The sequence below is a fragment of the Oceanobacillus sp. B139/18 genome, assembly GCF_055524595.1.
Window position 1 is genome coordinate 91,993 of the sequence record NZ_JBVFXI010000001.1, and the last position, 23,991, is coordinate 115,983.

Here is a 23,991-nt window from a genome sequence, read left to right on the forward strand (position 1 = left end):
GCTTTCGGTGAAAATGCAAATGAAACTGTTGAAATATGTTTTAATTGGTAGTAGCCAGAAACAATAGTTTGGCAGTGGAATCAAGAAGCTAAATCTCCGTTTAACTGGACATTTAGCGGGAGTTCGATGCAAAATAAACCAAAGGGGTTACATAAGGAACGATTGCGTGATAAAAAATTAAATAAGAAATGTGTATGAAAGGGCAGGTACGTCTATTCAAATGGATGAAAACAAGGAAATTATCTTGTCATTTGTTTTTATCACGGAGAACCGCCCGTAAAACCCCCGCTGAATGAAGTTTTGTTTTATAGAGAATAAGAATTCAGATTACTTACCCGAATTTTTCTTGATACAATGGAACAAAATAAGCTCTTTTCTTAAAAAAATAAAGAAATCGATAACTTGATTTTTTCGACAGAAGGTGAAGTTGAATGATAAAAGTATTAGTAATTGTCCCGTATGAGGGACTGCTTGAAATGATGAAAGAAGTTAGCCAAGAAGTAGAGGATATTGAATTACAAGTGGAATTAGGTAACCTGTCAGAAGGTGTGGTTATTGCAAAGAATGCTGAAAATGAAGGGTATCATGTTATCGTCAGCCGCGGGGGTACAGCTTCCATGATCCAAGAGGCCGTATCGATACCGGTAATAGATATCCAAGTTTCCGGCTATGATGTGCTGCGAATTTTAACACTTGTGAAAGGATTTTCCGGTAAAGCTGCTATTGTGGGATTTTCAAATATTACCCAAGGTGCTGCTACCATATCTGAACTGCTGGATTTAGATATTAAAACATTAACAATTACGAGAGACAGCGAAGTAAAAGAAAAACTACTGGAATTAAGTAAGGATGGTTACGAGGTTGTAATTGGGGACGTTGTCACTGTGCAGACGGCTAAACAATTAGGAATGACCGGAGTATTGATTACATCGGGAAAAGAGGCAGTGATAGACGCTCTGGAAGAGACACGAAGATCCTACCGCTTATTTTCAAGATTGCAACAGAATATCGCATTTATGGAAACCATTCTTGACAGTGAAGAGCAGGCTATCGGTGTTTTTAATCAGGACAATGAAGTGATTTATGGGAATGAGCAATTTTATCATGAGTTTCATTGGTTAAAGTTAGACAATACTGATGTTAAGAAGCTTATACAGGAAACAACCTTAGCGAATGAGAAGCAAGTAAAAACGCTTTCCATCAATAATAAATTATGGGAAATAACGACATGCCCGATTCAAGACGCAACCATCTTATTTTTTAAAAATGCACATTCGCCCCAAACGATTACGAAAAGTGAACATATAGATTCCAATGTTATTGAATTACACACCTTTGTTGCCCGTACTCCAATTTTAGGGAAAAGTGATGTTATTCATCATGTAATGGATCAAATCGAGCATTTCGGAGAACTTGACGGCCCGGTCTGGGTTTCGGGAGAGCAGGGAAATGGCAAAGAACTGGTTGTCCACTCTATTTATTTGAAAAGGCAAACAGCAGATAAACCGCTGATTACCTTGCACTGTGATGTGATAACTGCAGAACAATGGAAAGACCTGATGAAGGAAAGCTTTTTTCAAAAATATGCTAACAGTATATTCTTCTTGAAAAATATTGATAAATTGAAACCTTACATGCAGAAGGAGTTATTGCAATTTCTTCAGAATGAAAATAACCGGAATCCGCAATGGCTTATTTCTTCTGGGGATAATATGGAAAAAATAATTAAAAATGGCACCTTCCATCGCGAGTTGTTTCAATTGTTAGCTCAATCTCATATTCATATACCTCCGCTGCGGGAACGCAGAGAGGATATTGAGTATTTAGTTCATGTGTTTATTTCTGATCTGCATCCGAAATATGGCAATGAAGTTGTCGGAATCCGCAACGATGCACTGGAGCAGCTGATTGATTATGATTGGCCCGGAAATGTTGGGCAATTAAAATATGTCATTGAACAATTGTTTTTAGAATCTCAATCTTATTATATTGAGAAAACAGAAGTGGATACTGTGTTTAAGCGGGTAGAACAACAAGCAAAGCAGAATGATGTGTTATCGTATGTGGATATGAGCGGTACATTAGAAGAAATTGAGAAACAAGTCATCATAAAGGTTCTTGAAGAAGAAGGAATGAATCAATCCAGAGCAGCAAAACGCTTGGGAATCAATCGTTCTACCTTATGGCGCAAGCTGAAATAACAGCTTGCGTTTTATTTTTGACAATAAAATTACAATATGATGCTAAATACAACACATTATTAAAAAGGAAATGAAAATAAATAAAATATATTGCAAAATACAACGGATTGGTTTATCATTATGAATGAAAACGTTATTAGTGTATAAGCAACCTCCTTATAATTAAAGTAAGATAAATATCATACAAGAAAAGTTAAACAATAAAAGAAAAACGGAGATTGTTCAGAAGGGGGTAAATAGAGTTGGAACTGGCAGTGATTGCAGATGACTTAACTGGTGCAAATGATACAGGTGTTCAATTTGCAAACAGAGGGTTAAGTACGACCGTACTTTTTTCAGACACCGAATTACAATCATCGCATTTAAGTGAAGATGTCATCGTTTTAAATTCAGATAGCCGTGCACTCGATTTTCAAAAAGCATATGATATTGTTTTTAAGCTATCTACAGAATTGAACAGATTAGGGGTAACAAACGTTTTTAAGAAAATCGATTCTACAATGAGAGGGAACATCGGTCAGGAAATCGATGCAGTAATGGATGTCTTTCAATTCAAAACCTCTTTTGTAGTACCGGCCTTTCCGAAAAGCAAACGGACAACGGTGGAAGGAAAACACTATGTGAATGGGGTGCTGTTAGCAGACTCGGAAATGTCCAATGATCCCTCCTGTCCTGTAAAGCAGAGCTACCTTCCAGAATTATTGGAGGAACAGAGTAAACGGGATATCCAATTGATTTCCATTTCGGATGTGCAAAAAGGAAAAGATCATATACTGGAAAAAATGTTGAAGTTGACTGCTACAAACTCATCTCAAATTATTGTCATTGACGCAACAACAGATGAAGAATTGAAGGCGATTGTTGAAGCGGCCGAAGCATTGAAAGAAAAATTTCTCTGGGTCGGATCGGCGGGGGTAGCCTCTCATCTTTCCAGTACAGGCGGTAACCGGAAAGAGGTATTGCAGAGCAACCAATCAGATGAACGTCCGCCAGTACTGGTTGTAGCAGGCAGTGTGAACATGATTACCGATCAGCAGATTCATGATTTGAAAAAAGGGAATAATGTAGAAGAGATTGTTATTTCTCCTGAAGCGTTCTTTGACAACGACAAACGAAAGTATGAAATAGATCGTATCGTTCAGTCTGGCCAGGCGTTATTGGCAAAAGGGGATTTAGTAATAACAACGGATCGTGGACAAGAAGCGAGAAATCGAGTAAAGCAGCTGAAGCAGGAGCTTGATTTATCAAACTTTGATGTAGGTTATACAATTGCTGAATCCATGGGAATGATTGCTGGTCAGTTGATTGAAGCGAATGATATTAGTGGTGCAGTCTTAACCGGCGGCGACATTTCAGGTGCAACCTGTAAAGCATTAAAAGGAGAAGGAATTCGGGTGATTGGAGAAGTGGAGCCCGGTATCCCTTATGGGCAGCTTTTCGGCGGATTATTCGATGGACTTCCTGTTGTAACCAAAGCAGGCGCATTTGGAACGGAACAAGCGCTATCCAAGGCCCTTGAAACAATTACAAAAGTGCAGGGACCTGTGATGAACAATAAAAAGTAACATATAACGCCAGGTGTATGGTTGGTAATTACAATATGCTTGGCAAAAAAAGATTAGGATAATTAGGAGGAATTTATTATGGCTGCGAAACAACCAACGATTGCGATTACAATGGGTGACCCTTCAGGAGTGGGGCCGGAGATTATTGTCAAATCTTTAAATGATAAACATATTTATGAAACAAGCCATCCATTTGTAGTTGGTGATGCAAAAATATTAAAAAGAGCACTGGAAGTAACAAATGTAGAGCTTAAAGTAAACAGCATTACTAAACCAGAGGAAGCAGTATATGAATATGGCACAATTGATATTATTGATTTAGATTTGGTTTCTGAGGATTTACCATGGGGGCAGGTTTCCCCTGAAGCGGGAAATGCTGCATTCCGCTACTTGGAAAAGGCAATCAGCTATGCAAATGAAGGGGCAATTCAAGGAATTTGTACAGCTCCTTTAAACAAAGAAGCACTTCATAAAGCTGGTCATGTTTATCCTGGTCATACAGAAATTTTAGCAGAACTGACAAATACAAAAGATTTCGCAATGATGCTCTCTGCGCCAGGTTTAAGAGTGATTCACGCAACCACTCATGTTGGACTGATGGATGCAATCAAGAAAAATAATGCAGAGCGTCAATATACAGTGATTAGGCTTGCGCATGAAACATTACAAAAAGCAGGAATTGAATCTCCTCGCATCGCAGTTTGCGGCATCAATCCGCATGCTGGAGAAAATGGCCTGTTCGGTAACGGGGAAGAAGAAGAAAAAATCATTCCGGCCATTGAAAAAGCACAGGCTGAAGGAATCAATGTGCAAGGGCCGCTTCCGGCAGATACACTGTTCTTTAGAGCGAAACGCGGTGATTTTGATATCGTTGTGGCGCAGTATCATGACCAGGGACATGGCCCGATTAAAGTATTAGGTCTGGAAGCTGGCGTGAATATTACAGTTGGGCTTCCGACTATCCGTACGAGTGTTGACCATGGGACAGCATTTGATATTGCCGGCAAAAATATTGCTGACGAGCTGTCATTAAAAGAAGCGCTGCGTATGGCAGTTGAATTAGCCCCAGAAAATGAATCCTAAAAAATTGAGCAAGAGGTTGTGATCAGCCTCTTGCTTCTTGGCATGAAAAGCTGGCAAGTATGAGACTGGGGGTTACGGAAGAATAAATTCCTCATTAAGACAGGGAATATTTCATCGATTTTAGATAAACGTAATTTGAAAGGAGCTGTAAACAATGTCTTTACCGAAAATGGCAAAAATTAGACAAAAATTTGAAGTGGAAAGTCTGGACGATATTACAGGAACTGTTTCAGAGCAATTCAACCATGTGAATGCGGATAAGAAAATCAAACCCGGCATGGAAATTGCAATTACTGTCGGAAGTCGCGGGATTGCTAATATTCCGCTTATTGTCAAGGGTGTAGCGGATGAAATAAAAAAAAGAGGTGCAACACCATTTATTATCCCGGCGATGGGGAGTCATGGCGGAGCTACTGCGGAAGGTCAAATCGAGGTACTTGATGGACTTGGGGTAACAGAGGTGTCAACCGGCTGCGAAATTCGTTCATCCATGGAAGTTGTAGAAGTAGGCAAAACATCAGCTGGTATTCCTGTTTATGTTGACAGGCATGCATATGAAGCGGATGGTATTATCGTGATGGGGCGTGTGAAGCCGCATACCGATTTTAAAAAGGATATTGAAAGTGGTATCTTGAAAATGGCATCGATTGGTATGGGAAAACATAAGCAGGCGTTAGCGCTTCATACACATGGCATCAGAGGAATTCGTGATATGATGCCTGAGGTTGGCAAGGTTGCGATCAGTCATTCAAATACACTGTTTGGTATAGCGATTGTAGAAAATGCGCATGAAGAAACCGCGATTATTGAAGCGATTGATCCTAATCAAATTGAAGAACGTGAAAGAGAATTATTAAAACGTGCATTTGCTTTAATGCCTAGTCTTCCGGTTGATGAGATGGATATATTAGTTGTTGATGAAATAGGCAAAAATCATAGTGGAACAGGCATGGATACAAACATTATTGGCCGTATACGGGTGCTGGGAGTAGAGGAGCCTGAAAAGCCTAGTGTCAAATACGTGATTGCTTCTAAATTAAGTGAGGCCAGCCATGGGAATGCATTAGGGATTGGTCTGGCGGATTTGACAACAAAACGTTTATTTGAAGTAATTGATTTAAAAGCCATGAATGAAAACGTTGTAACAAGTACATTTTTAGACAGAGCTAAAATTCCAATCGTCCTTGATAGTGATCGGAAAGCATTAGAAGCAGCACTCCGCGCCAATTGGGGCGTCCCGTCGGAAGAGGCAAGAATCGTGCGGATTCCAAACACGCTTCATATCGGAGAGTTATTTGTATCAGAAGTGATTTTCAATGAATTGAAAGAGAATGAAAACATTGAGGTATTAGAGGATTTGCATCAAATGGAATTTGATGCAGAGGGCTATTTTCCTCCAATGTAAATAGAAAGGCAAGTTAGGTTACTTCATTTATTTTAATCATTGTGAATGGACGAGTTGGCTATGTTAAAATGAAAGTGGAAAAGATAAAGAAATTATTTGTCGTCTATAATCAAAAGGAAGTTTATTTAAAACATTTTAATAGAAGTTTAAGATGCTGAGATGAAATCAGTAACAATAAATTGCTTGTTGGGGAGTGTATGTAAAAATGAATAATCTGCAAGAAAAAAATAAACACTTAGGCAATATTTTGAAGGATATGGGCCGCGTAATGGTTGCCTTTTCTGGCGGAGTAGATAGTGCAGTTGTATTGAAGCGGGCGCAGGAAGAGCTTGGGGACAATGTATTAGCCGTGGTTGTAAACTCTGAGCTTTTTCGCGACTCTGAATTTGAAGCCAGTGTACAATTAGCTGAAAATCTGGGGGTCCATGTGCATCAAACAGAAATGAAAGAACTGGAAAATCCAGATATTATAGCAAATAATCCGGAGAGCTGGTATTTCAGTAAAAAACTGCTTTACACACATCTGAATAAACTGGCTGAAGAAATGGGTTATTCGTACGTTTTAGATGGCATGATTATGGATGATGAAGCGGATTTTCGTCCGGGATTAAAAGCAAGAACAGAGGAAGGTATCCGCAGTGTGCTGCAGGAAGCAGACTTTTATAAAACAGAAGTTCGCGCACTTGCGAAGGAATTGAAGCTTCCTGTTTGGGATAAAGTGGCATCCTGCAGCCTGGCTTCTCGTTTTCCTTATGGTACGAAGCTAAACAAACAAATCGTTCAGCAAGTCGATCAAGCTGAATTGTATTTAAAAGGGCTTGGTTTTGAAGAGGTGCGTGTGCGCTATCATGATAATGTAGCGCGTATCGAAGTAGCTGGAGACAAAATATTGGAATTACTTGATGAAAAGGAAGAAATCCAAAATAAGCTGGTCAGCTTTGGGTTTGATTATGTATCCGTCGATTTGCTTGGCTACCGTACAGGAAGCATGAATGAAGTTATCGAGCAGGATCAATGGGAAACAAAACTGTCAGCGCACGCTTAAACCATCGAAATCAATCAGGAAGCAGTTTTCATCTGGAAGAGGGAACTTAAAAAAGCAGGTAAAAATCACGCAGTCCAAAAGAAAGTTATTGGACGGCTTGTTTTTACCGGGCTTTTTTCAGCGGCCTGTGAAAGATTGAAGGCTGCTCTTTTTTTATCGCGGAGAACCGCCTGTAAAACTCCCGCTGAATGAAGTTTCATTTTATAGCAATCTGAAATTATATGAAAAGAAGGAACCATAAACAGAGAAGTGCTTTATTTTGATTGCTTTTCTAAAATCAGCAAAACCTTGTCGTGTTAAGAAAGGAAATTATGGATTCCTGCTATCATTTCACAATTAAAATGAAATCGGTTATAATGAAACGATAATAATCGAAAAGGAGCAACCTGAATGAATTGGTATGAAAAGCTGAACGATTATTTTCCGGTAGAAGAGATGAAATCTAAAAAGCATATGGAGCTTTTACTGGCGGAAAAGGGCGATGTCTATTTTAAAGATGAGAGTCCAAAACATGTATTGATGTATGCGGAATTCGATACATTTCTTTTTATTGATTATCTCTGGGTATCATCGAATACTAGAGGGCAGGGGATTGGTCATCAGCTGATAGACAAGCTGAAAGAAAAAAATAAGGCGATTATTCTGGAAGTGGAACCGATTAATTATGATGATACCGACTCGGAAAAAAGATTAAAGTTTTATTCCCGTGAAGGTTTTCGTCATGCAAGAGCGATTGGATATAACCGCAAATCACTGGCAACGGATGAAGAAACACCGATGGAAATCTTATATTGGTCTCCTCAGGGTGATTCAGAGGAAGTTATTTATAGTCAGATGAAAAAAATGTATGAAGATATTCATACATACAAGGACAAAGAGATTTATGGAAAAAAATATCAGCCTTCAGATGAAGTATTGCGTTATAATGAAGATGAAAAATCGGATAACCTTTTAGAAGGTATGCAAAAACGGAAAGAATCGAATTAAAGGCGATTCTTTAATGAAAGCTTAAAAACACTGCAGGAGTGAAGTATTTCCTCTGCAGTGTTTTTAAGTTTAGAAAAGGATTATTAAGATTTTGTCGGGTTTTCAACAGGTGTTTTTTGGTTTAAACGTTCTGCCAGACCAATTGGTGCCTTCGGGCTTGAAGTTCCTTCTAAATAACTGTCTTTAAAATGATAGGCGCTGGAACCATGTTCTGAGAAGTCCAGTCCGGCTTTTTCTTCTGCAGCAGATACGCGAATGGGTGAGATTTTATTTAATACATAAGTGAATCCTCCAATTGTGGCAGAAACCCAAATGATTACTGCTGAAACGCCGATTGCTTGAATTCCTAACTGACTGAAACCATTTCCGTAAAATAATCCGGTATCAATCGAGAAGAATCCAATAGCTAATGTACCCCAAATTCCGCAGATGCCATGAACTGCAATTGCTCCTACAGGGTCGTCTAACCGCAGTTTTGTATCGATAAAGCGGATGGCTTCTACTAGTAAAATACCGGAAACCAGCCCGACGAGAATAGAGCCGCCTAAGGAAATTTCTGCTGCGCCGGCAGTTATACCTACTAAACCGCCTAAAACCCCATTCATGGATAAGGATGCATCCATTTTTTTAAATCGTAATTTTGTGTAGAAGGAGGAAGATACTAACGCAGCAGAGGTGGATAGCAAGGTTGTTCCGATAACATAGGGGACAAGCGATGGATCAGCCGCTAGTGTACTGCCGCCGTTGAAACCAAACCATCCTAACCATAAGATAAACACGCCGAGTGCTCCGAGAGGTAAATTATGTCCAGGGATAACATTAACTTTCTTGCCATTGTATTTTCCGATCCTTGGACCAAGAATGGAAATAACCATAAGTGCTCCAGAAGCTCCGGTTAAGTGAACAACTGTAGATCCGGCGAAATCACTAAAGCCAAGAGCTGTTAACCAGCCATCTCCCTGCCAGATCCAGTGTCCGACTACAGGGTAAATAAAAGTGGTCATGGCAATAACAATAAGGATATAGCTCCCTAATTTAATTCGTTCTGCTACTGCTCCTGACATAATTGTTGCGCATGTTGCGACAAACATAGCCTGAAATACGAAGAAACCAATATCTTCCACATCAGTTAGAAAGAAACCATTTGTTCCAATAATAGTTCCTGCGGAAGAACCGAACATAATCCCGTACCCGGCTGCGAAAAATAGAATAGCGGCAATACAGATGGTTAAAAAATTTTTCATTAAGATATTTAATGTGTTTTTTGAACGGGTAAAGCCGGATTCCACCATAGCGAACCCTGCGTGCATAAAGAAAACTAAAAAGGCGCCAAGCATCACCCATACAAGATTGATGGAAAGCTCTAATGATTCTACAGTCGGTGTTTGAGCGTATGCGGGTGTTGTTATTAAAAATAATACGATAGCTAATGTAAATGATTTCTTAAACATATGATTTCCTCCTGTCTGTTAATAAATTGCTTTTGTCCCGCTTTCTCCTGTTCTTATGCGGATTACCTGCTCGATTGGGGAGATGAAAATCTTCCCGTCTCCAATTTGTCCGGTTTTACAAGCGTCGATAATATGGCCGACTATATCATCGACTCGTTCTTCGGAAACAACTAATTCCACCTTTAACTTAGATAGTAAGGTGACTTCGAACTCTGTAGAGCGATATACACCAATTTTGCCTTTTTGCTTGCCGGTCCCGGCTACTTCTGTCACGGTCAGGCCGTCAAAACCGATTGCTGACAGTTTTTCTCGTAAATCCTGAAACTTCTCTGGGCGTATAATTGCTTCCACCTTTTTCAATGAGGATTCCTCCTTTTAAAGTTATGTTAGGAAATCTAACATATAAAGTTATGTTTAATATCATATTATGTATTTATTAAAATAGCAAGCTTTTTTTAGAACATTTTGACTAAAACGCTTTCAGGAAAAAAGACGTTTATCCCGTCATAATAAGTGGAATAATTTATAGTGCAGGCAGAATTATAAATTTTATATCGGGTAAATAAAATTTATGTGGTTTAAAGGTTTATTATCAATTAGATGAGGGAATCTTAAAACTATGTGAGAAGCGGTAAGAGAATTTAAATAAATGATTTTATCGCACCCCCTACCTTTTATTAGATATTTGGTGTATAATAAGTACATATGAACAGATTATACTTATTATTATTTAATAAAGTTTAGGTGGATGTTGAAAATATAAATTAGATTGAGGAGTGAAGTTTTATGGTAACACTTTATACCTCACCAAGCTGTACTTCATGTAGAAAAGCAAAAGCATGGCTGGAAGAGCATAATATTCCTTTTACAGAACGTAATATCTTTTCTGAACCTTTATCTCTTGATGAGATTAAAGAAATATTGCGTATGACTGAGGATGGAACAGATGAGATTATTTCTACAAGATCGAAGGTTTTTCAAAAGCTGAATGTTAATATTGACCAGCTGCCGATGAAAGATTTATTTAATTTAATACAGGATAATCCTGGTTTATTGCGTCGCCCAATAATTTTAGATGAAAAACGACTGCAGGTTGGTTATAACGAAGATGAGATTCGCCGTTTCTTACCGCGGACCGTTAGAACCTTCCAATTACGTGAAGCACAACGAATGGTTAATTAATAATAAATAAGTCAGTTAAGGTGCAGATGATGTCTGCGCCTTTCTTTATGGGTAAAAATGGTGAAAATCAAATAAGCTCTGATAAATGACAAAACACGTGAAATACGTTAAAATAACTAACTAAATAAAATGTATAGCTATATTCGTATTTAATAGGGATGCTCATCTGTTTTTTCAGAAAAGTGACAGGAACTGGGCGTATTCATTTCTTGTGGATTGCATTTTTGCATACAATGTGATAAATAAGGATTATGATTAGGATTACATTGATTTGGGTACATCTATTATAGAGACGTTAATTATATGCTGTCGGCTCAGGTATCCGTTTAGAATAAAGGTGCAGGAGATGATTCTATCTTAATGAGAAGGGGGAGCTTACTGTGGAGATAGAAAGAATTAATGAAAATACGATTAAATTTTATATTTCTTATGTTGATATAGAGGAATTAGGTTTTGAAAAAGAAGAAATCTGGTACAATCGGGAAAGAAGTGAGCAATTGTTCTGGCAGATGATGGATGAAGTCAACTATCGTGAGGATTTCAATCCGGAAGGACCGCTTTGGATACAAGTTCAAGCGATGGAAAAAGGTCTTGAAATTGTTGTTACGAAAGCGAAGGTCTCTAAAAATGGTGAACATTTAGAGCTGGAAACCGAGGATGGGAATATTGATTTACCAGTAGATGATCAGCTGGACAATATTTTAGAAGAGAAGTTTGGAGACAATAAAAAAGAAGACGAAGATGAAAAGAATGACGAACTGATGGAAGAGAATTTGTGGATTATTGTTGAATTTGATGAGTTTGAGAATCTGATTCAGCTTAGTCACCAGCTGCAGGATGTAAGTGATTTTGGAGAAGAGACGTTATATTCCTATAAAGATAACTACTATTTATATATGGAATTTTCTTATGATGTATTAGATGAACATCGTCAGGAAGACGTCATCAGCCAAGTGCTGGAATACGCATCAGATTCATCCCTTTCTATTCATCTTTTGGAAGAATACGGTAAGAGGTTGATGGAAAACAATGCATTTGAGCAGGTTCGTACCTATTTTCCAAAGGATGTCTGATATAAAACCTACAAGAAATCATTTGCTGCGATTTGTTGTAGGTTTTTTTGATGTTTTTTTTGCCGTTACAATGGAGCGGTGTTCAAATTCAGTCATTTGTTTGAAAAAATGCAGCAGCAGAAAAAAGCAGGAAAAGCAGAAACGCTGTCGAAATAATATATGTATAGGAGGTGATAAAGCTTGCAGCGAGCAATGAGTAAAACGGGAGAGTCTATTCTGCTATTTCGTCATTCGCAAAGAGAGATTGCTGTTTGGAAAGAGAACAAAAATATCTTTTATTGTCCTGTCTGTGAAGAAAGAGTGATTATCCGGTCGGGAGAAAGGGTGGTGCCCCATTTTTCCCATTTACCTCAGACAGCATGTCTTTTTTCGGGAGGAGAAGGAGCTTATCATGCAAGAGGGAAGCTGCAATTATTTCAGTGGCTGACACGATTTAATATGCGAGCAGATTTAGAAGTATATTTTCCTGAAATTTCTCAAAGGGCTGATATTTTTATTTGTATTGACCAAAAGAAAATAGCAGTTGAGTTTCAATGTTCAAGAATCCCGCGGAAAGAAATCTTAAGCAGGATTCAGGGCTACAAATCAATCGGAATCGAATCCATGTGGATTCTCGGAGCGAAATATTTAAAACGGAAAGGAGCCTGCACTTTTCAAACAAATCATTTTTTAGATACGTTTATTCATTCTTCTCCGCAAAAGGATTATCCGCAATTGTTTTTTTACGACCCGTTTCTATCAGAAATGGCTGTTCTTCATCATTTACATCCTCTACAAACCTCTAAGCTTTTTGCTAAACAGTTTATCTACCCGCTTCATAAGCTGCATTTTAAACATCTCTTTCACAAAGAAAAGAATCCCGGCAAGTTTCCGGAGGTCTGGTTAAAAGAAGTACAACGTCTCCGTATAAAAGTGGAGGGAGCTTATGGATCTGTCTATCAGCTGCGGAGGTGGCTATACAGTAAAGGATACCTGTTTCAGCATCTTCCAAGTATCTGTTTTATACCGATTCCTTATTACGCTGCTGTGCCTGTTCCGTTTTATAAGTGGCAAACAGAGCTGTATGTCACTTGGTTAGCTGATTTAAAAGCAGGGGAGCGGACAGATATCGGCCGGGTAAAGAAAATACTTTATTCCTTCTACGGCAAAGGCACCTTCGATTTTTCCAATGCATTGAGTTATTACCTTCAGTTAATCCAACGTGCCGGATATATAGACATACAATCCTCCTCCATTCTGCGGACTAAGAAAGAAATTATTTGTTATTCTTCGCTGGAGCAGGCAGCTCAGGGAGATCAGTCCTTTTTTTATCCATTTTTTACAGAAAAAAAAGCAAAATACGAGCATGATTCGCCCTTATTTCGTTATACTAAATAAGAAGAATAAAAACAGTATGGCTTTAATACATTTACATCGGAAGAGTTGTTGGAAACAGAAAGTACTGTTGAATTGTAAAAAGGGAGGCAATAATCGTATGGCAAAAGCAGCAAAACAATTACCAAAGCGTGATGAAATACCAGAAGAGTCTACGTGGCGTTTAGAAGATATTTTTGAGACGGATGAACAATGGAAAGAAGAATTTCAAAGCTTAAAAAATGATATTTCAAAATTGGCAGCGTATAAAGGGAAATTAGGGACTTCCGCAGATACGTTATTAGAAGCATTACAGGTTCAGGATGAACTGTCAGAGCGTCTAGGTAAGTTGTATGTTTATGGTCATTTACGCACGGACCAGGATACGACGAATTCCTTTTACCAAGGGTTAAATGCGCAGGCAGAAAATCTGCTGACGACTGCATCCAGCCAATTTAGCTTTCTTGTACCGGAGATTTTAGAAATACCGGAAGAAAAGCTCAAGCAGTTTATAGAAGAGAACAAAGAACTTCAGGTTTATAAAAAAGTATTAGATGATATAAATCACAGCCGTCCGCATATATTAAGCGAGAAGGAAGAGATATTGCTTGCAGAGGCAGATGAACCGATCGGAGCCATTTCACAAACATTCGGTATGCTGAATAATGCCGATTTAACCTTCCCGTCCATCACAAATGCGGATGGGGAAGAAGTTGAGCTGACGCACGGCAGATACTCTACATTTATGGAATCATCGGACCGGAATGTGCGCGAACAAGCTTTTAATGCGATGTATGACACGTACGGTTCATTTAAAAATACATTTGCCTCTACATTAAGCGGAGAGGTGAAATCACATAATTTTAATGCGAAAGTCCGGAATTATGAAAGTGCACGTCAGGCTGCTCTAGATAATAACCATATACCTGAGGAGGTATATGATAATTTAGTTGAGGCAGTGAATGAAAAATTACCTTTATTGCATCGCTATGCCAAATTAAGAAAGAAAATTCTCGGTGTCGATGAACTGCATATGTACGATTTATATACACCGCTCGTAAAAGATGTGAAAATGCCTGTTACGTATGAAGAAGCTAAAAAATACGTCCTGGAAGGCTTAAAGCCATTAGGGAAAGAATACGCCGGTATTCTAGAGGAAGCCTTTAGCGAGCGCTGGATCGATGTAGAAGAAAATAAAGGAAAAAGAAGCGGCGCCTACTCGTCAGGGACATATGGAACAAATCCATATATTCTTTTGAACTGGCAGGATGATGTGAATAATACTTTTACGCTGGCTCATGAATTGGGACATTCTGTGCACAGCTATTATTCGAGAAAATATCAGCCGTTCCGTTATGGAAACTATTCCATCTTTGTAGCAGAAGTGGCGTCGACTACAAATGAAGCACTATTAAACGATTATTTATTAGAGCATCTGGATGACGAAAAGGAAAAGCTTTATATATTAAACCACTTTTTAGAAGGTTTCCGCGGAACCGTATTCCGCCAAACCATGTTTGCTGAATTCGAGCATGATATTCATGTGCTGGCTCAAAATGGAGAGGCGTTAACTGCTGATAAGCTGACAGAGGTGTATTATGATTTAAATAAAAAGTATTATGGAGAAGACGTTGTAAGTGATGAAAAAATTGGCTTAGAATGGGCGCGAATTCCTCACTTTTATATGAATTATTATGTATATCAATATGCTACAGGCTATTCTGCAGCAACGGCGCTGTCAAAGCAGATTTTAGATGGGGAAGAAGGCGCTGTGGACCGCTATTTAGGCTTCCTGCAATCCGGTAGCAGCGAGGACCCTATTGATGTATTGAAAAAAGCTGGCGTGGATATGACGCAGAAACAAGCTATTTTAGATGCGCTGGATGTTTTTGAAGAAAAATTGACAGAGATGGAAGCATTGCTGGAAAAATAAAATGAATCATAAAAACGGTCAGGAAGCTCGGTTTCCTGACCGTTTTAGATATAATAGATGCTATTTTCAGCGCCGGTATCCTCTTGTTTTCTGATAGGCAATGGAAGACAGCATACAATAAATGGATGCGAGTAATAAGGGGAGCGTTATATACATAGGTATCATGTTCATAAAGCCTAATAAATTAAAGAAAAAGGCGATAATCACTAAAAGTATGAATAAGAAAGGAAAATAATTACGCCGCATATGATTGGACTCCTCCTTTGATGGGGAATTGGTTTGTACTGCATTATATGTCCGAGTTATTTCTTCTAGAAGAAGAAGTTCAAAAAGTCCAATAAAAATGACACGGCGAATTTCTGCGTTGACGAGATTTTTCCGCTACTCACGTATTTTAAAGCATACGCTCCGTTCGGAAAAATCTCGTCGCCTTGAACTTCTTGGTCATTTTTATCAGACTTTTTAAACATTTGTTATTATAGGAAGTTCAAAAAGTCCAACAAAAATGACACAATGACTGCCGGAAAAGAACAGAAGTGAATATTTTGTGAAAAGATGCACATAATTATTGAAAACTGAAAAGGAACTTGCTAGAATATAATTGTAAGTTGATTACAAACAAATACCCCTTTTGTTTGATCATGAAACTTTCTCCCATCCCCCCTTTGTAATTATACAAAGACGGAAAAAAAGATACACGCTGCCCCGTGTATCTTTTTTATTATCAAAAAAACCTGATCCGGTCTTTTTTTGATCGGATCAGGTTCAAAATAAAATAAATTGATAACCATGCTCAAAATAAGTGTATTTCCTAATTTGTATTAACGCATCGGTCGTTTGGCTGCCGGGAAGCCTTAACTTCTAGGAAGCTCAGACATTAATCATGATAGATTCAAAGCGTGCCGAGGTATTTCCAGCAGGATTCATTTTTTTCCGGCACTCTCTCAACGATTTGCTGAAACTGCAGCTTTTTAAGCTCTTTTTCTGTCTTATCAATGGACCAGTCATAAATAACAGATAGTTCCTTTGTGCATACTGTTTTCTGTAATTGCAGATAGTCGATTAATGATGGTTTTACAGACGGAATCGGTGTGCGCTGTAAAATTTCTTTTAACACAAATTCATAAATATCATACGGATGAAGTCCAGAAAGCTTTACACCTTCATCTTCAACTTCCTGGTTAAATAAAACAATGGTAGGTGTATAATCTACTTCCATCTCATAAGCAAGGTGTAAATCACATTGCAGTGCACGCTTAGAAGTATTTGAGAATAAATCCTTTTGAAATTCTTCGATATCTAAAGCTGCATCGGAGGCACATCTTAATAAGACATCCTCATTACAGATATTCTGTTTATCAAAAAACAGTGTCTCCTGTATTTTGCGAATAAATTGTTTAGAGGCCTTTTTGCCTTGCAGTTCCGCTGCTTTAATTGCGAGAGCTGGAACCCAAGGGTAATCAATCTCTTTATGATTGCTTGGGAAATGAGTGAAACTGGATTGTTTTGTTTGTTTGTTTTTATTTAAACCATTTGAATTTAATGCGGTCAGCTGTCCGCTGATTACATGCTTTATCGTAAAAAAACGGCCATATTCAACATATAACTTTTTTAGATAAGGCTCTAATGCCCAGCATTCAGAACATAATGGATCAATAAAAACATACATTTCAATCGGTTTTTGAACATATTTCATGTAGTTAAAAGCAGGGTCCATTTGATTAGAAGATGACAGTTCTTGTTGATTTCCATTCATTTTGAATGCTCCTTTCTAAGATTCAGGGGTATTCATCATATGATTTGCAGTCAAGGTCATTCGTTCCATCATTTCCGTATAATAAGGTTCTTCTACCTCGTGTTCTACTAGTGCAAGATTCATACAGGCCAGCCAAGCATCTCGGGCACTTGGTGTTATCGGAAACGGAAGATGCCTTCTTCTTAACATCGGATGTCCGCGTTCTTCTTCATACAATCTCGGACCGCCGAAAAACTGTGTGAGAAATAACTTCTGTTTATGAGCTGTTTCGGTTAAATCATCCGGAAAAAGCGGTATTAAGACAGGATTTTCTTTTACATATCCATAGAATGTTTCCACAATCTGCTCCATCTTTTCATAACCGCCAATTCCGCTATATACCGTTTTTATATTATTTTGTTTCATATCATTTGCTCCTTGTACTAGTATTGTAGCAATATAGATTCACTTCATCAAATAATCTGTACCGTAACAGAAGGCTAATCTCCTATTTGTTATTACAAATGGAGAATAACAATTTGTAATACAACTGCTTTTTACAGGGGGTTTCACTGTTTTTGATTAAAAAAACGTGCTATTTTAGCGGGCGTTTCCCGGAAAGGTATTTCATAGTTTCCAAGTAAGCTTTTAAATACTTTTTCTCCATGGTCCCTTGAAGCTGCTTCTAATTCCAGCTCAGCGTCCACCGCATCTAAATACATACTTTTATCTAAAACAATGAGTGTATCCTGATAAGGTCTCTCTTTTCGTAAGGTGGTCATTTTTCCTAAATAAGTCAGCGATGACACGTCGACAGACATTTCCTGCAGCTGTTTTAATACATTTGGAGCTTCTGTCGGCGAGCCGGAAGTCCATGATAGAAATGCTTCCTCTGACAGCTTGTCATGCGTCTCCAATAATCCATCCGGATGCGGTTCTTTTAATGTTAAAGTATATGTTTCGTTCTTTTTCCGTATTCGTAATGCAGAATGGTTTCCTTTTAAATCAAAGGAGGGCGTTTCAAAGTAATAATTTGTCTGCTCTATTGTCTCTGCCTGTGAAAATAAAGCTTCTGCCAGTTGATTATATTCCTGTGTGGTCAGCAGGTTTTTAAATTCAATTTCTACTTCTTGGCTCATACATAAATCTCCAGTTCTAAAATTAGATTATCTCTATTATGGCTTGTATGAAGAAGCATTGCAAAAAATAACTATGCGGGCAGATGGCTTTCGAAAAAACCCGATACTTTGGCGTGGAGATTCCTGACAGCAGGTTGTTTAAGAGCATCCTATTTAAGGCCCGGTTTGCCGAGTTTTCCTTAAAAGTCCCTCTTTCCTTTGTACTAATGCTACTCTGTGATAAAATAAAAATAATAATATTAGTTTACATATAGGGTGATGTTCGATGGACTGGGGAAAAACGTTAGCGCCATATAAACAGGCAGTGGAAGAATTAAAAGTAAAGCTAAAAGGGATTCGTGCTGAGTATGAGAGAGAATCCAGCAATTCACCGATTGAGTTTGTCACAGGAAGAGTAAAACCAATACCAAGTATTATCGAAAAGGCGCGTGAACGGCAAATTCCTCTTGAGAATTTAGACACCTTACAGGATATCGCAGGGATAAGAGTTGTTTGTCAATTTGTTGATGATATTTATCCCATCGTCGAAATGCTCAGGAAACGCAATGATTTTCAAATTATTGAAGAAAAAGATTATGTTTTTCATAAAAAAGATAGCGGGTACAGATCTTATCATATGATTATTGAATACCCCGTGGAGACGGTGACGGGAAGAATAATTGTTATAGCTGAAGTTCAAATACGTACACTTGCGATGAATTTTTGGGCGACCAATGAACATTCTTTAAATTATAAATATGAAGGGAATTTACCTTCAGAGGTTAAACTGCGTCTGCAGAAGGCTGCCGAGGCTGCATTTAAACTGGATGAAGAAATGTCTAAAATCAGAAGTGAAATCCATGAAGCTCAGCGTGTTTTTCATCGTAAATCATAGGCAAAGGATGGGAAAATGTAATGAAGTTTAAAATTGTTTCTAGAGGAGACAAGCGGTCAAATAAAATAAAGAACATGATGCGGCAATATTTGGAGTCTTTTGGACTGGAATATCACAAGGAGGAGCCTGATTTGGCTATTTCAGTTGGCGGCGACGGTACCTTTTTAGAAGCTTTTCATCGCTATAATCACCGTCTGAAAGAAACAGCGTTTATCGGGATTCACACCGGTCATTTAGGTTTTTACACGGATTGGACGCAGGAGGAAGTGGATAAGCTCTTGACTGAAATTGCGAGAACGCCATTTCAAACGGTAGAATATCCATTAATGGAAGTAATCATCCGGGACGAATTAGGGAAAAAAGAAGACAGGCATCTTGCGTTAAATGAAGCGATGATCAAAACGGCAGATGGTTCATCTGTTGTCTTAGATGTGGAGTTGAAGGGGGAGCATTTTGAGACATTCCGCGGGGATGGGATATGTATATCGACCCCTTCCGGCAGTACAGCATATAATAAAGCGCTTGGAGGAGCAATTATTCACCCGTCTCTGGAAGCTATTCAGATAACGGAGAATGCATCGATTAATAACCGTGTTTTCCGGACGATTGGCTCGCCGTTAGTTTTACCGAAGCACCATACATGCTTTCTAAAGCCGATGGTGGATAATTCCTTCTTGATTCAGATTGATCATTTCACAAAGAATTATCATGAAGTAAAATCGATTCAATGCCGTGTGGCCAATGAAAAAATCCGTTTTGCGCGATTTAGACAATTTCCTTTCTGGCATCGTGTACGGGATTCCTTTGTTACTGAGGTGGATTAAGTGACTGCAGCGATACAAAAAAGCTGGGTAATTCCGGAGGATAGTGCTCAGCTGACGATAAAGGAATTTTTACAGAAAAAGCAGGGCTTTTCAAGAAGACTGCTGACTGCTATGAAACAAGAGGGCGGAAAATTTTTAATCAACGAAAAGAAGAGCTATATAACCGAAGCACTCAGGAAAAATGATACGTTAACCGTCATTTTTCCTGATGAAGTGTCAGGCGGTATTGAAGCAACAGAAATGAATTTGGCAATTATTTATGAGGATGAAGATCATTTAGTATTAAATAAACCGGCTGGTCAGGCTTGTCTTCCAGCAATGAATGACCGCCGTGATTCATTAGCAAACGGGATTCAGGCCTATTATAATGCATCAGATCATCCGGCAACGGTGCATATCGTAACAAGATTAGACAGAGATACGTCTGGTCTTGTTTTAGTTGCGAAAAACCGGTATGCGCATGCGCTGTTATCCGAAGCGCAGAAAAAGAATCAAATCCATCGTACGTACGAAGCGATTATTACTGGAGAAATGACTCCTTCAGCCGGAACGGTACATGCGCCAATCGCCCGCAAGAAAACATCTATTATAGAACGTGAAGTGAACTGGGAGGATGGAAAGGAAGCAACGACACATTACCAGACTGTATCCAAACTTTCTGGAGCCTCTCTTTTGCGAATTCAATTGGAAACAGGGAGAACGCATCAAATTCGTGTTCATTTCAGCCATTTGGGGCATCCTCTTCTGGGTGATGACCTGTATGGAGGAAGCACAGATGCCCTCGAGCGTCAAGCGCTGCATTGTACAGCAATTGAATGGGAGAATCCTTTTGAACATAAGAAAATGCAATTCCACTGTATGCTTTCCTCAGATATGGCTGCATGTAAAAAAAGCTTGTCTATGGATTATCCGGGAAATCTGTAAACCGCTCAGGCTGAAAGGATTGGTTGGATGGCACGGAAATGATTGTCTGCTCGGGAAATTGAAAAGCAGTCAGTTTATTTCCGAACACACAACCTGTATCTATATTGATTGTCCGGTTGATTTGACGCGGTTCTATAACAGGTGTATGCCCGTAAACAATCCATGGCTCTCCCCGGTAATGCTTTGCCCAGTCCCGCCGGATTGGTTTTCCCTGATGGTCTGTTTGGCCAGTGACATCTCCATAAAGGACAAATGATTTTGTGTGCCCGTCTTTCTGTCCAATTAAATGTTCCTTTATTCCTGCGTGAGCAACAACTAATTTCATGTCTTCAAAATGTAAATACAAAGGAGCTTTCTCATAAAGCGTCATAAACTTTTCCTGAATGTCCATTTGTTGAGATTCATTTAAGCTTTTCCATTCAGCAACCGTCGTTTCTAAACCATGCTTTTCCTGTACCCGGTTTCCTAAAAAAAAACGGTATAATTTATTGCAATGATTTCCCGGGACATAATAAGCTATTTTTTGTTCCATAACTAACTGATAGACCAGCCGTATAACAGCGATGGAATCTGGTCCGCGGTCTGTGATGTCTCCTATAAATACGATTTTGTTGCCGTGAGGATGAGAATAGATGCCATTATTCTGATGATATTTCAGCTTGTCCAGCAAGTCTAAAAGCTCGTCCAAGCATCCATGTATGTCGCCGATAATATCTAATTTCATCGTCAAACCTCCTTGTACATATAAGTTCATTTCATTAAAATATAGGCTCATCTTACAGTATAACTTAATTTTCTTTGAAGTATGTGATGGTGAATGAAATCTTTTTTACCGGTCCATTATGTATTGGATTTTTTCCATTTTTGAAGCGTATTTTTTTACCGTGCTTTTTTGAACACGCATGTAAATTGAAATAATAGATATAGTAATCTTCCTGTACACGTGAACTTCAAATTGGAAAAAGTTAATGTTTCCCTAACACAAAATAATATATTGAAGGAAATTTACTTGACAACAAGAAAAAACACATATAAAGTGAGTGCTGGGTAAAAAAGTTGCCTTCAGGAAAATAAATAGCATCGTAACCTTTTTAAGTGTATAGCCAGCAAAGAAAAAGCTGATTATCTATATAAATTGAAATTAATAGCTACCGCTACAACGGGTTTCATGGGGTGAGTAATCGCAACCCCAGAAAAACACTCCGCTTTCCGTGGGCCCCGAGCTCATCTCCTTTAAAGAAGACTTGCTGATTGGCAAGCCGTCAGGCGCAGACAGAAGCAAAGTCGCACTTATGCCCCGCGGGTAGAAAAAAAGAAGTTCGCTTTTTTTCTGCGGGGTCTTCCCTCCGCGCTTTCCCACGACGGACAGGACGTCCTAGTGTCGGTCGTTGGTCACAGGACGTGACCGTTCTTAGCCGACCAGGAGTCTCCGTGTTTTTCTTCCGGGACTGGGACTGCGGTTACTCGCCCCACCGAAAACCATTGCGATTACTCGCCCCATCAAAAACCGTCGCTAGTTACTGTTTTCAATCATTATTTCGTCATTTTTATAAGAAAAATAAAGTGTAATTTCTTACTTCAATTTATATAGTGAGATAAAGTTCTTGTTTGCTGCTATAAGACTTGCTATTTGTTTCGCATCTTGTAAAATAGGGAAGGATGTGTAAGAATAAGAAAATCAGTGAAAAGAAAGGGGGAATTGCTATGAAAAAGGATCAATATGATGTTCAATATAAAGAACAGTTTCAAGAACATATTGATAAAGTTCAAGAAGCATTGGAAATGGAAAACATGGAGGAGTTTCGGACAGAGTTTCTGGAAAACCATCCATATGATCAGGCTGTATTTTTCCAGCAGCAGGATGAAGAAAGAAGGTCACAGATATACACGTATTTATCTCCTGAAGAAATGTCAGAGATATTAATCAATATTGATTTGGATGATGTCGTTGAGTTTTTTGAGGAGATGGATCCGAGATATGCTGCGATGATTTTTGCTGAAATGCCTGTCGATGATGCAGTCGATATTTTGAATGAGCTGGATAAAGAAAAAGTGGTCAGTTATTTAACAATCATGGATAAGGAATCTGCTAACGATATTAAACAGCTGCTTCATTATGAAGAAAAAACCGCTGGTAGTATTATGACAACAGAATATGTCGTCCTCTTTGAAAATCAAACGGTTGCGGAGACGATGAATCAGTTAAAAAAAGAAGCTCCAGACGCTGAGACGATTTATTACTTGTTTGTTCTCGATGATGATAAACATTTAGTCGGTGTCTTATCAATAAGAGATTTAATTATTGCGGACCATGATACATTGATTAAAGAAGTCATGAGTACCAAAGTTGTCGCTGTATCCGTTGCAAAGGATCAGGAAGATGTTGCACAGATGTTCAGGGATTATGATTTTCTTGCACTTCCGGTAGTTGACTTTCAAGATCATCTTCTAGGTATTATCACAGTCGATGATATTTTAGACGTTATGGAAGAAGAGGCCAGTGAGGACTACTCCAAATTAGCCGCAATGTCCAACACGGATATTAAGGACGATACAGCAATTCGTTCAGCAAGAAAAAGACTTCCTTGGCTGGTTATCCTGTTATTTTTAGGTATGTTAACTGCTACATTGATTGCCAGCTTTGAAGAAACCCTGGAGCAAGTAGCGATTTTAGCTGCTTTTATCCCTTTAATTGGAGGGACAGCAGGTAATTCTGGGACACAGGCTCTTGCTGTATCTGTACGAGGAATGGCAACAGGAGAATTTGAGAATACTGGAAAATGGAAGCTTTTGGGCAGAGAAGCATTAACAGGACTCATCAATGGGGTCTTCTGTGGAATAATCCTTGCAGCAATTATTTTTATATGGCAGGGAAGTATTTATTTAGGCATACTTTTAGGATTATCTATTATGGGTTCCCTTCTTGTAGCAACATTAGCAGGGGCTCTTATCCCGATGCTGATGAATCGCTTGAATATTGACCCGGCAGTAGCATCAGGACCATTTATTACAACGATTAATGACCTTATTTCTACATTGATTTATTTTGGAATGGCCACTGCATTTATGAGTTATTTAATTTGATTATATGACTGAAAAAGGATTGTCTCACAAATTAGAGGCAATCCTTTTTCATATGTAGAGACATGGCGCTTTTGACACAAAACAAAATCTAGGTTCATACACTATACAAGATAAGCCGAGAAGGGGTGTAATG

Annotated in this window: 21 protein-coding genes; 14 read left to right on the forward strand and 7 right to left on the reverse strand. The window is 38.6% G+C overall.

Annotation, left to right across the window (positions count from 1 at the left end; translation table 11 throughout):
• The first annotated feature begins 431 nt into the window (after nt 1-431).
• The 6 genes from ACZSMY_RS00405 (at nt 432) to ACZSMY_RS00430 (ending at nt 8,286) form a co-directional block, all read left to right on the forward strand.
• Nucleotides 432-2,201, forward strand: a complete 1,770-nt coding sequence (locus tag ACZSMY_RS00405; protein WP_465147392.1) for a PrpR N-terminal domain-containing protein — start codon at nt 432-434, stop codon at nt 2,199-2,201.
• 242 nt (nt 2,202-2,443) lie between these two features.
• Entirely contained in the window at nt 2,444-3,766 is a 1,323-nt protein-coding gene (locus ACZSMY_RS00410; RefSeq protein ID WP_465147393.1) for a four-carbon acid sugar kinase family protein, read from the forward strand.
• 78 nt (nt 3,767-3,844) lie between these two features.
• Nucleotides 3,845-4,849, forward strand: a complete 1,005-nt coding sequence (gene pdxA / locus ACZSMY_RS00415) for a 4-hydroxythreonine-4-phosphate dehydrogenase PdxA (protein ID WP_341173119.1) — start codon at nt 3,845-3,847, stop codon at nt 4,847-4,849.
• A gap of 154 nt (nt 4,850-5,003) precedes the next feature.
• Entirely contained in the window at nt 5,004-6,254 is a 1,251-nt protein-coding gene (locus ACZSMY_RS00420; protein ID WP_193064331.1) for a nickel pincer cofactor-dependent isomerase, group 22, read from the forward strand.
• Nucleotides 6,255-6,459: 205 nt separating this feature from the next.
• On the forward strand, nt 6,460-7,299 hold the full coding sequence (larE, locus tag ACZSMY_RS00425) for an ATP-dependent sacrificial sulfur transferase LarE (RefSeq protein WP_193064330.1): 840 nt from the start codon (nt 6,460-6,462) through the stop codon (nt 7,297-7,299).
• Between the two features lie 390 nt (nt 7,300-7,689).
• Nucleotides 7,690-8,286, forward strand: coding sequence for a GNAT family N-acetyltransferase (locus ACZSMY_RS00430; RefSeq protein WP_042535447.1), 597 nt, complete (start codon nt 7,690-7,692; stop codon nt 8,284-8,286).
• A gap of 83 nt (nt 8,287-8,369) precedes the next feature.
• On the opposite strand, the gene ACZSMY_RS00435 is transcribed toward ACZSMY_RS00430, so the two are convergent.
• Together ACZSMY_RS00435 and ACZSMY_RS00440 are read right to left on the reverse strand one after the other, a co-directional pair.
• Nucleotides 8,370-9,737: an ammonium transporter gene (locus ACZSMY_RS00435; RefSeq protein ID WP_042535445.1), complete on the reverse strand. Its 1,368-nt coding sequence runs from the start codon at nt 9,735-9,737 to the stop codon at nt 8,370-8,372.
• An 18-nt stretch (nt 9,738-9,755) separates the two neighbouring features.
• Nucleotides 9,756-10,097 (reverse strand): P-II family nitrogen regulator, encoded by a 342-nt coding sequence (locus ACZSMY_RS00440; protein ID WP_042535443.1) that lies wholly within the window; start codon nt 10,095-10,097, stop codon nt 9,756-9,758.
• A 426-nt stretch (nt 10,098-10,523) separates the two neighbouring features.
• On the opposite strand from ACZSMY_RS00440, the gene spxA reads away from it, so the two are divergent.
• The 4 genes from spxA (at nt 10,524) to pepF (ending at nt 15,278) form a co-directional block, all read left to right on the forward strand.
• Nucleotides 10,524-10,919, forward strand: a complete 396-nt coding sequence (gene spxA / locus ACZSMY_RS00445; protein WP_040979700.1) for a transcriptional regulator SpxA — start codon at nt 10,524-10,526, stop codon at nt 10,917-10,919.
• 380 nt (nt 10,920-11,299) lie between these two features.
• On the forward strand, nt 11,300-11,992 hold the full coding sequence (gene mecA / locus ACZSMY_RS00450; RefSeq protein ID WP_042535441.1) for an adaptor protein MecA: 693 nt from the start codon (nt 11,300-11,302) through the stop codon (nt 11,990-11,992).
• 180 nt (nt 11,993-12,172) lie between these two features.
• Nucleotides 12,173-13,369 (forward strand): competence protein CoiA family protein, encoded by a 1,197-nt coding sequence (locus ACZSMY_RS00455; RefSeq protein ID WP_465147394.1) that lies wholly within the window; start codon nt 12,173-12,175, stop codon nt 13,367-13,369.
• Between the two features lie 97 nt (nt 13,370-13,466).
• Entirely contained in the window at nt 13,467-15,278 is a 1,812-nt protein-coding gene (gene pepF / locus ACZSMY_RS00460; protein ID WP_042535439.1) for an oligoendopeptidase F, read from the forward strand.
• Nucleotides 15,279-15,344: 66 nt separating this feature from the next.
• Here the strand turns inward: pepF and ACZSMY_RS00465 are convergent, their stop codons facing one another.
• The 4 genes from ACZSMY_RS00465 to ACZSMY_RS00480 form a co-directional block, all read right to left on the reverse strand.
• Entirely contained in the window at nt 15,345-15,524 is a 180-nt protein-coding gene (locus ACZSMY_RS00465; RefSeq protein ID WP_139089162.1) for a hypothetical protein, read from the reverse strand.
• 646 nt (nt 15,525-16,170) lie between these two features.
• A complete protein-coding gene (locus ACZSMY_RS00470; RefSeq protein WP_042535437.1) occupies nt 16,171-17,034 on the reverse strand; it encodes a ClpXP adapter SpxH family protein in 864 nt (287 codons plus the stop codon).
• Nucleotides 17,035-17,049: 15 nt separating this feature from the next.
• Nucleotides 17,050-17,439 (reverse strand): globin domain-containing protein, encoded by a 390-nt coding sequence (locus ACZSMY_RS00475; protein ID WP_042535435.1) that lies wholly within the window; start codon nt 17,437-17,439, stop codon nt 17,050-17,052.
• Between the two features lie 143 nt (nt 17,440-17,582).
• On the reverse strand, nt 17,583-18,152 hold the full coding sequence (locus ACZSMY_RS00480; protein ID WP_042535433.1) for a CYTH domain-containing protein: 570 nt from the start codon (nt 18,150-18,152) through the stop codon (nt 17,583-17,585).
• 265 nt (nt 18,153-18,417) lie between these two features.
• Between ACZSMY_RS00480 and yjbM the strand changes: the two genes are divergently transcribed.
• From yjbM to ACZSMY_RS00495, 3 genes are read left to right on the forward strand one after another with little or no spacing between them, the layout of a single operon-like run.
• Nucleotides 18,418-19,026, forward strand: coding sequence for a GTP diphosphokinase (gene yjbM / locus ACZSMY_RS00485; RefSeq protein WP_042535431.1), 609 nt, complete (start codon nt 18,418-18,420; stop codon nt 19,024-19,026).
• 20 nt (nt 19,027-19,046) lie between these two features.
• On the forward strand, nt 19,047-19,850 hold the full coding sequence (locus tag ACZSMY_RS00490; RefSeq protein WP_042535429.1) for an NAD kinase: 804 nt from the start codon (nt 19,047-19,049) through the stop codon (nt 19,848-19,850).
• Complete coding sequence (locus tag ACZSMY_RS00495) at nt 19,851-20,774, forward strand: RluA family pseudouridine synthase (protein WP_289585383.1); 924 nt, start codon at nt 19,851-19,853, stop codon at nt 20,772-20,774.
• Here the strand turns inward: ACZSMY_RS00495 and prpE are convergent.
• Nucleotides 20,749-21,498 carry a bis(5'-nucleosyl)-tetraphosphatase PrpE gene (gene prpE, locus ACZSMY_RS00500; RefSeq protein ID WP_193064328.1) on the reverse strand — a complete coding sequence of 250 codons (750 nt, stop codon included), beginning with the start codon at nt 21,496-21,498 and terminating at the stop codon, nt 20,749-20,751. The two genes, ACZSMY_RS00495 and prpE, sit on opposite strands and share 26 nt — an antisense overlap.
• Nucleotides 21,499-22,478: 980 nt before the next feature.
• On the opposite strand from prpE, the gene mgtE reads away from it, so the two are divergent.
• Nucleotides 22,479-23,858 (forward strand): magnesium transporter, encoded by a 1,380-nt coding sequence (mgtE, locus tag ACZSMY_RS00505; RefSeq protein WP_042535423.1) that lies wholly within the window; start codon nt 22,479-22,481, stop codon nt 23,856-23,858.
• The last annotated feature ends 133 nt before the right edge of the window (nt 23,859-23,991 follow it).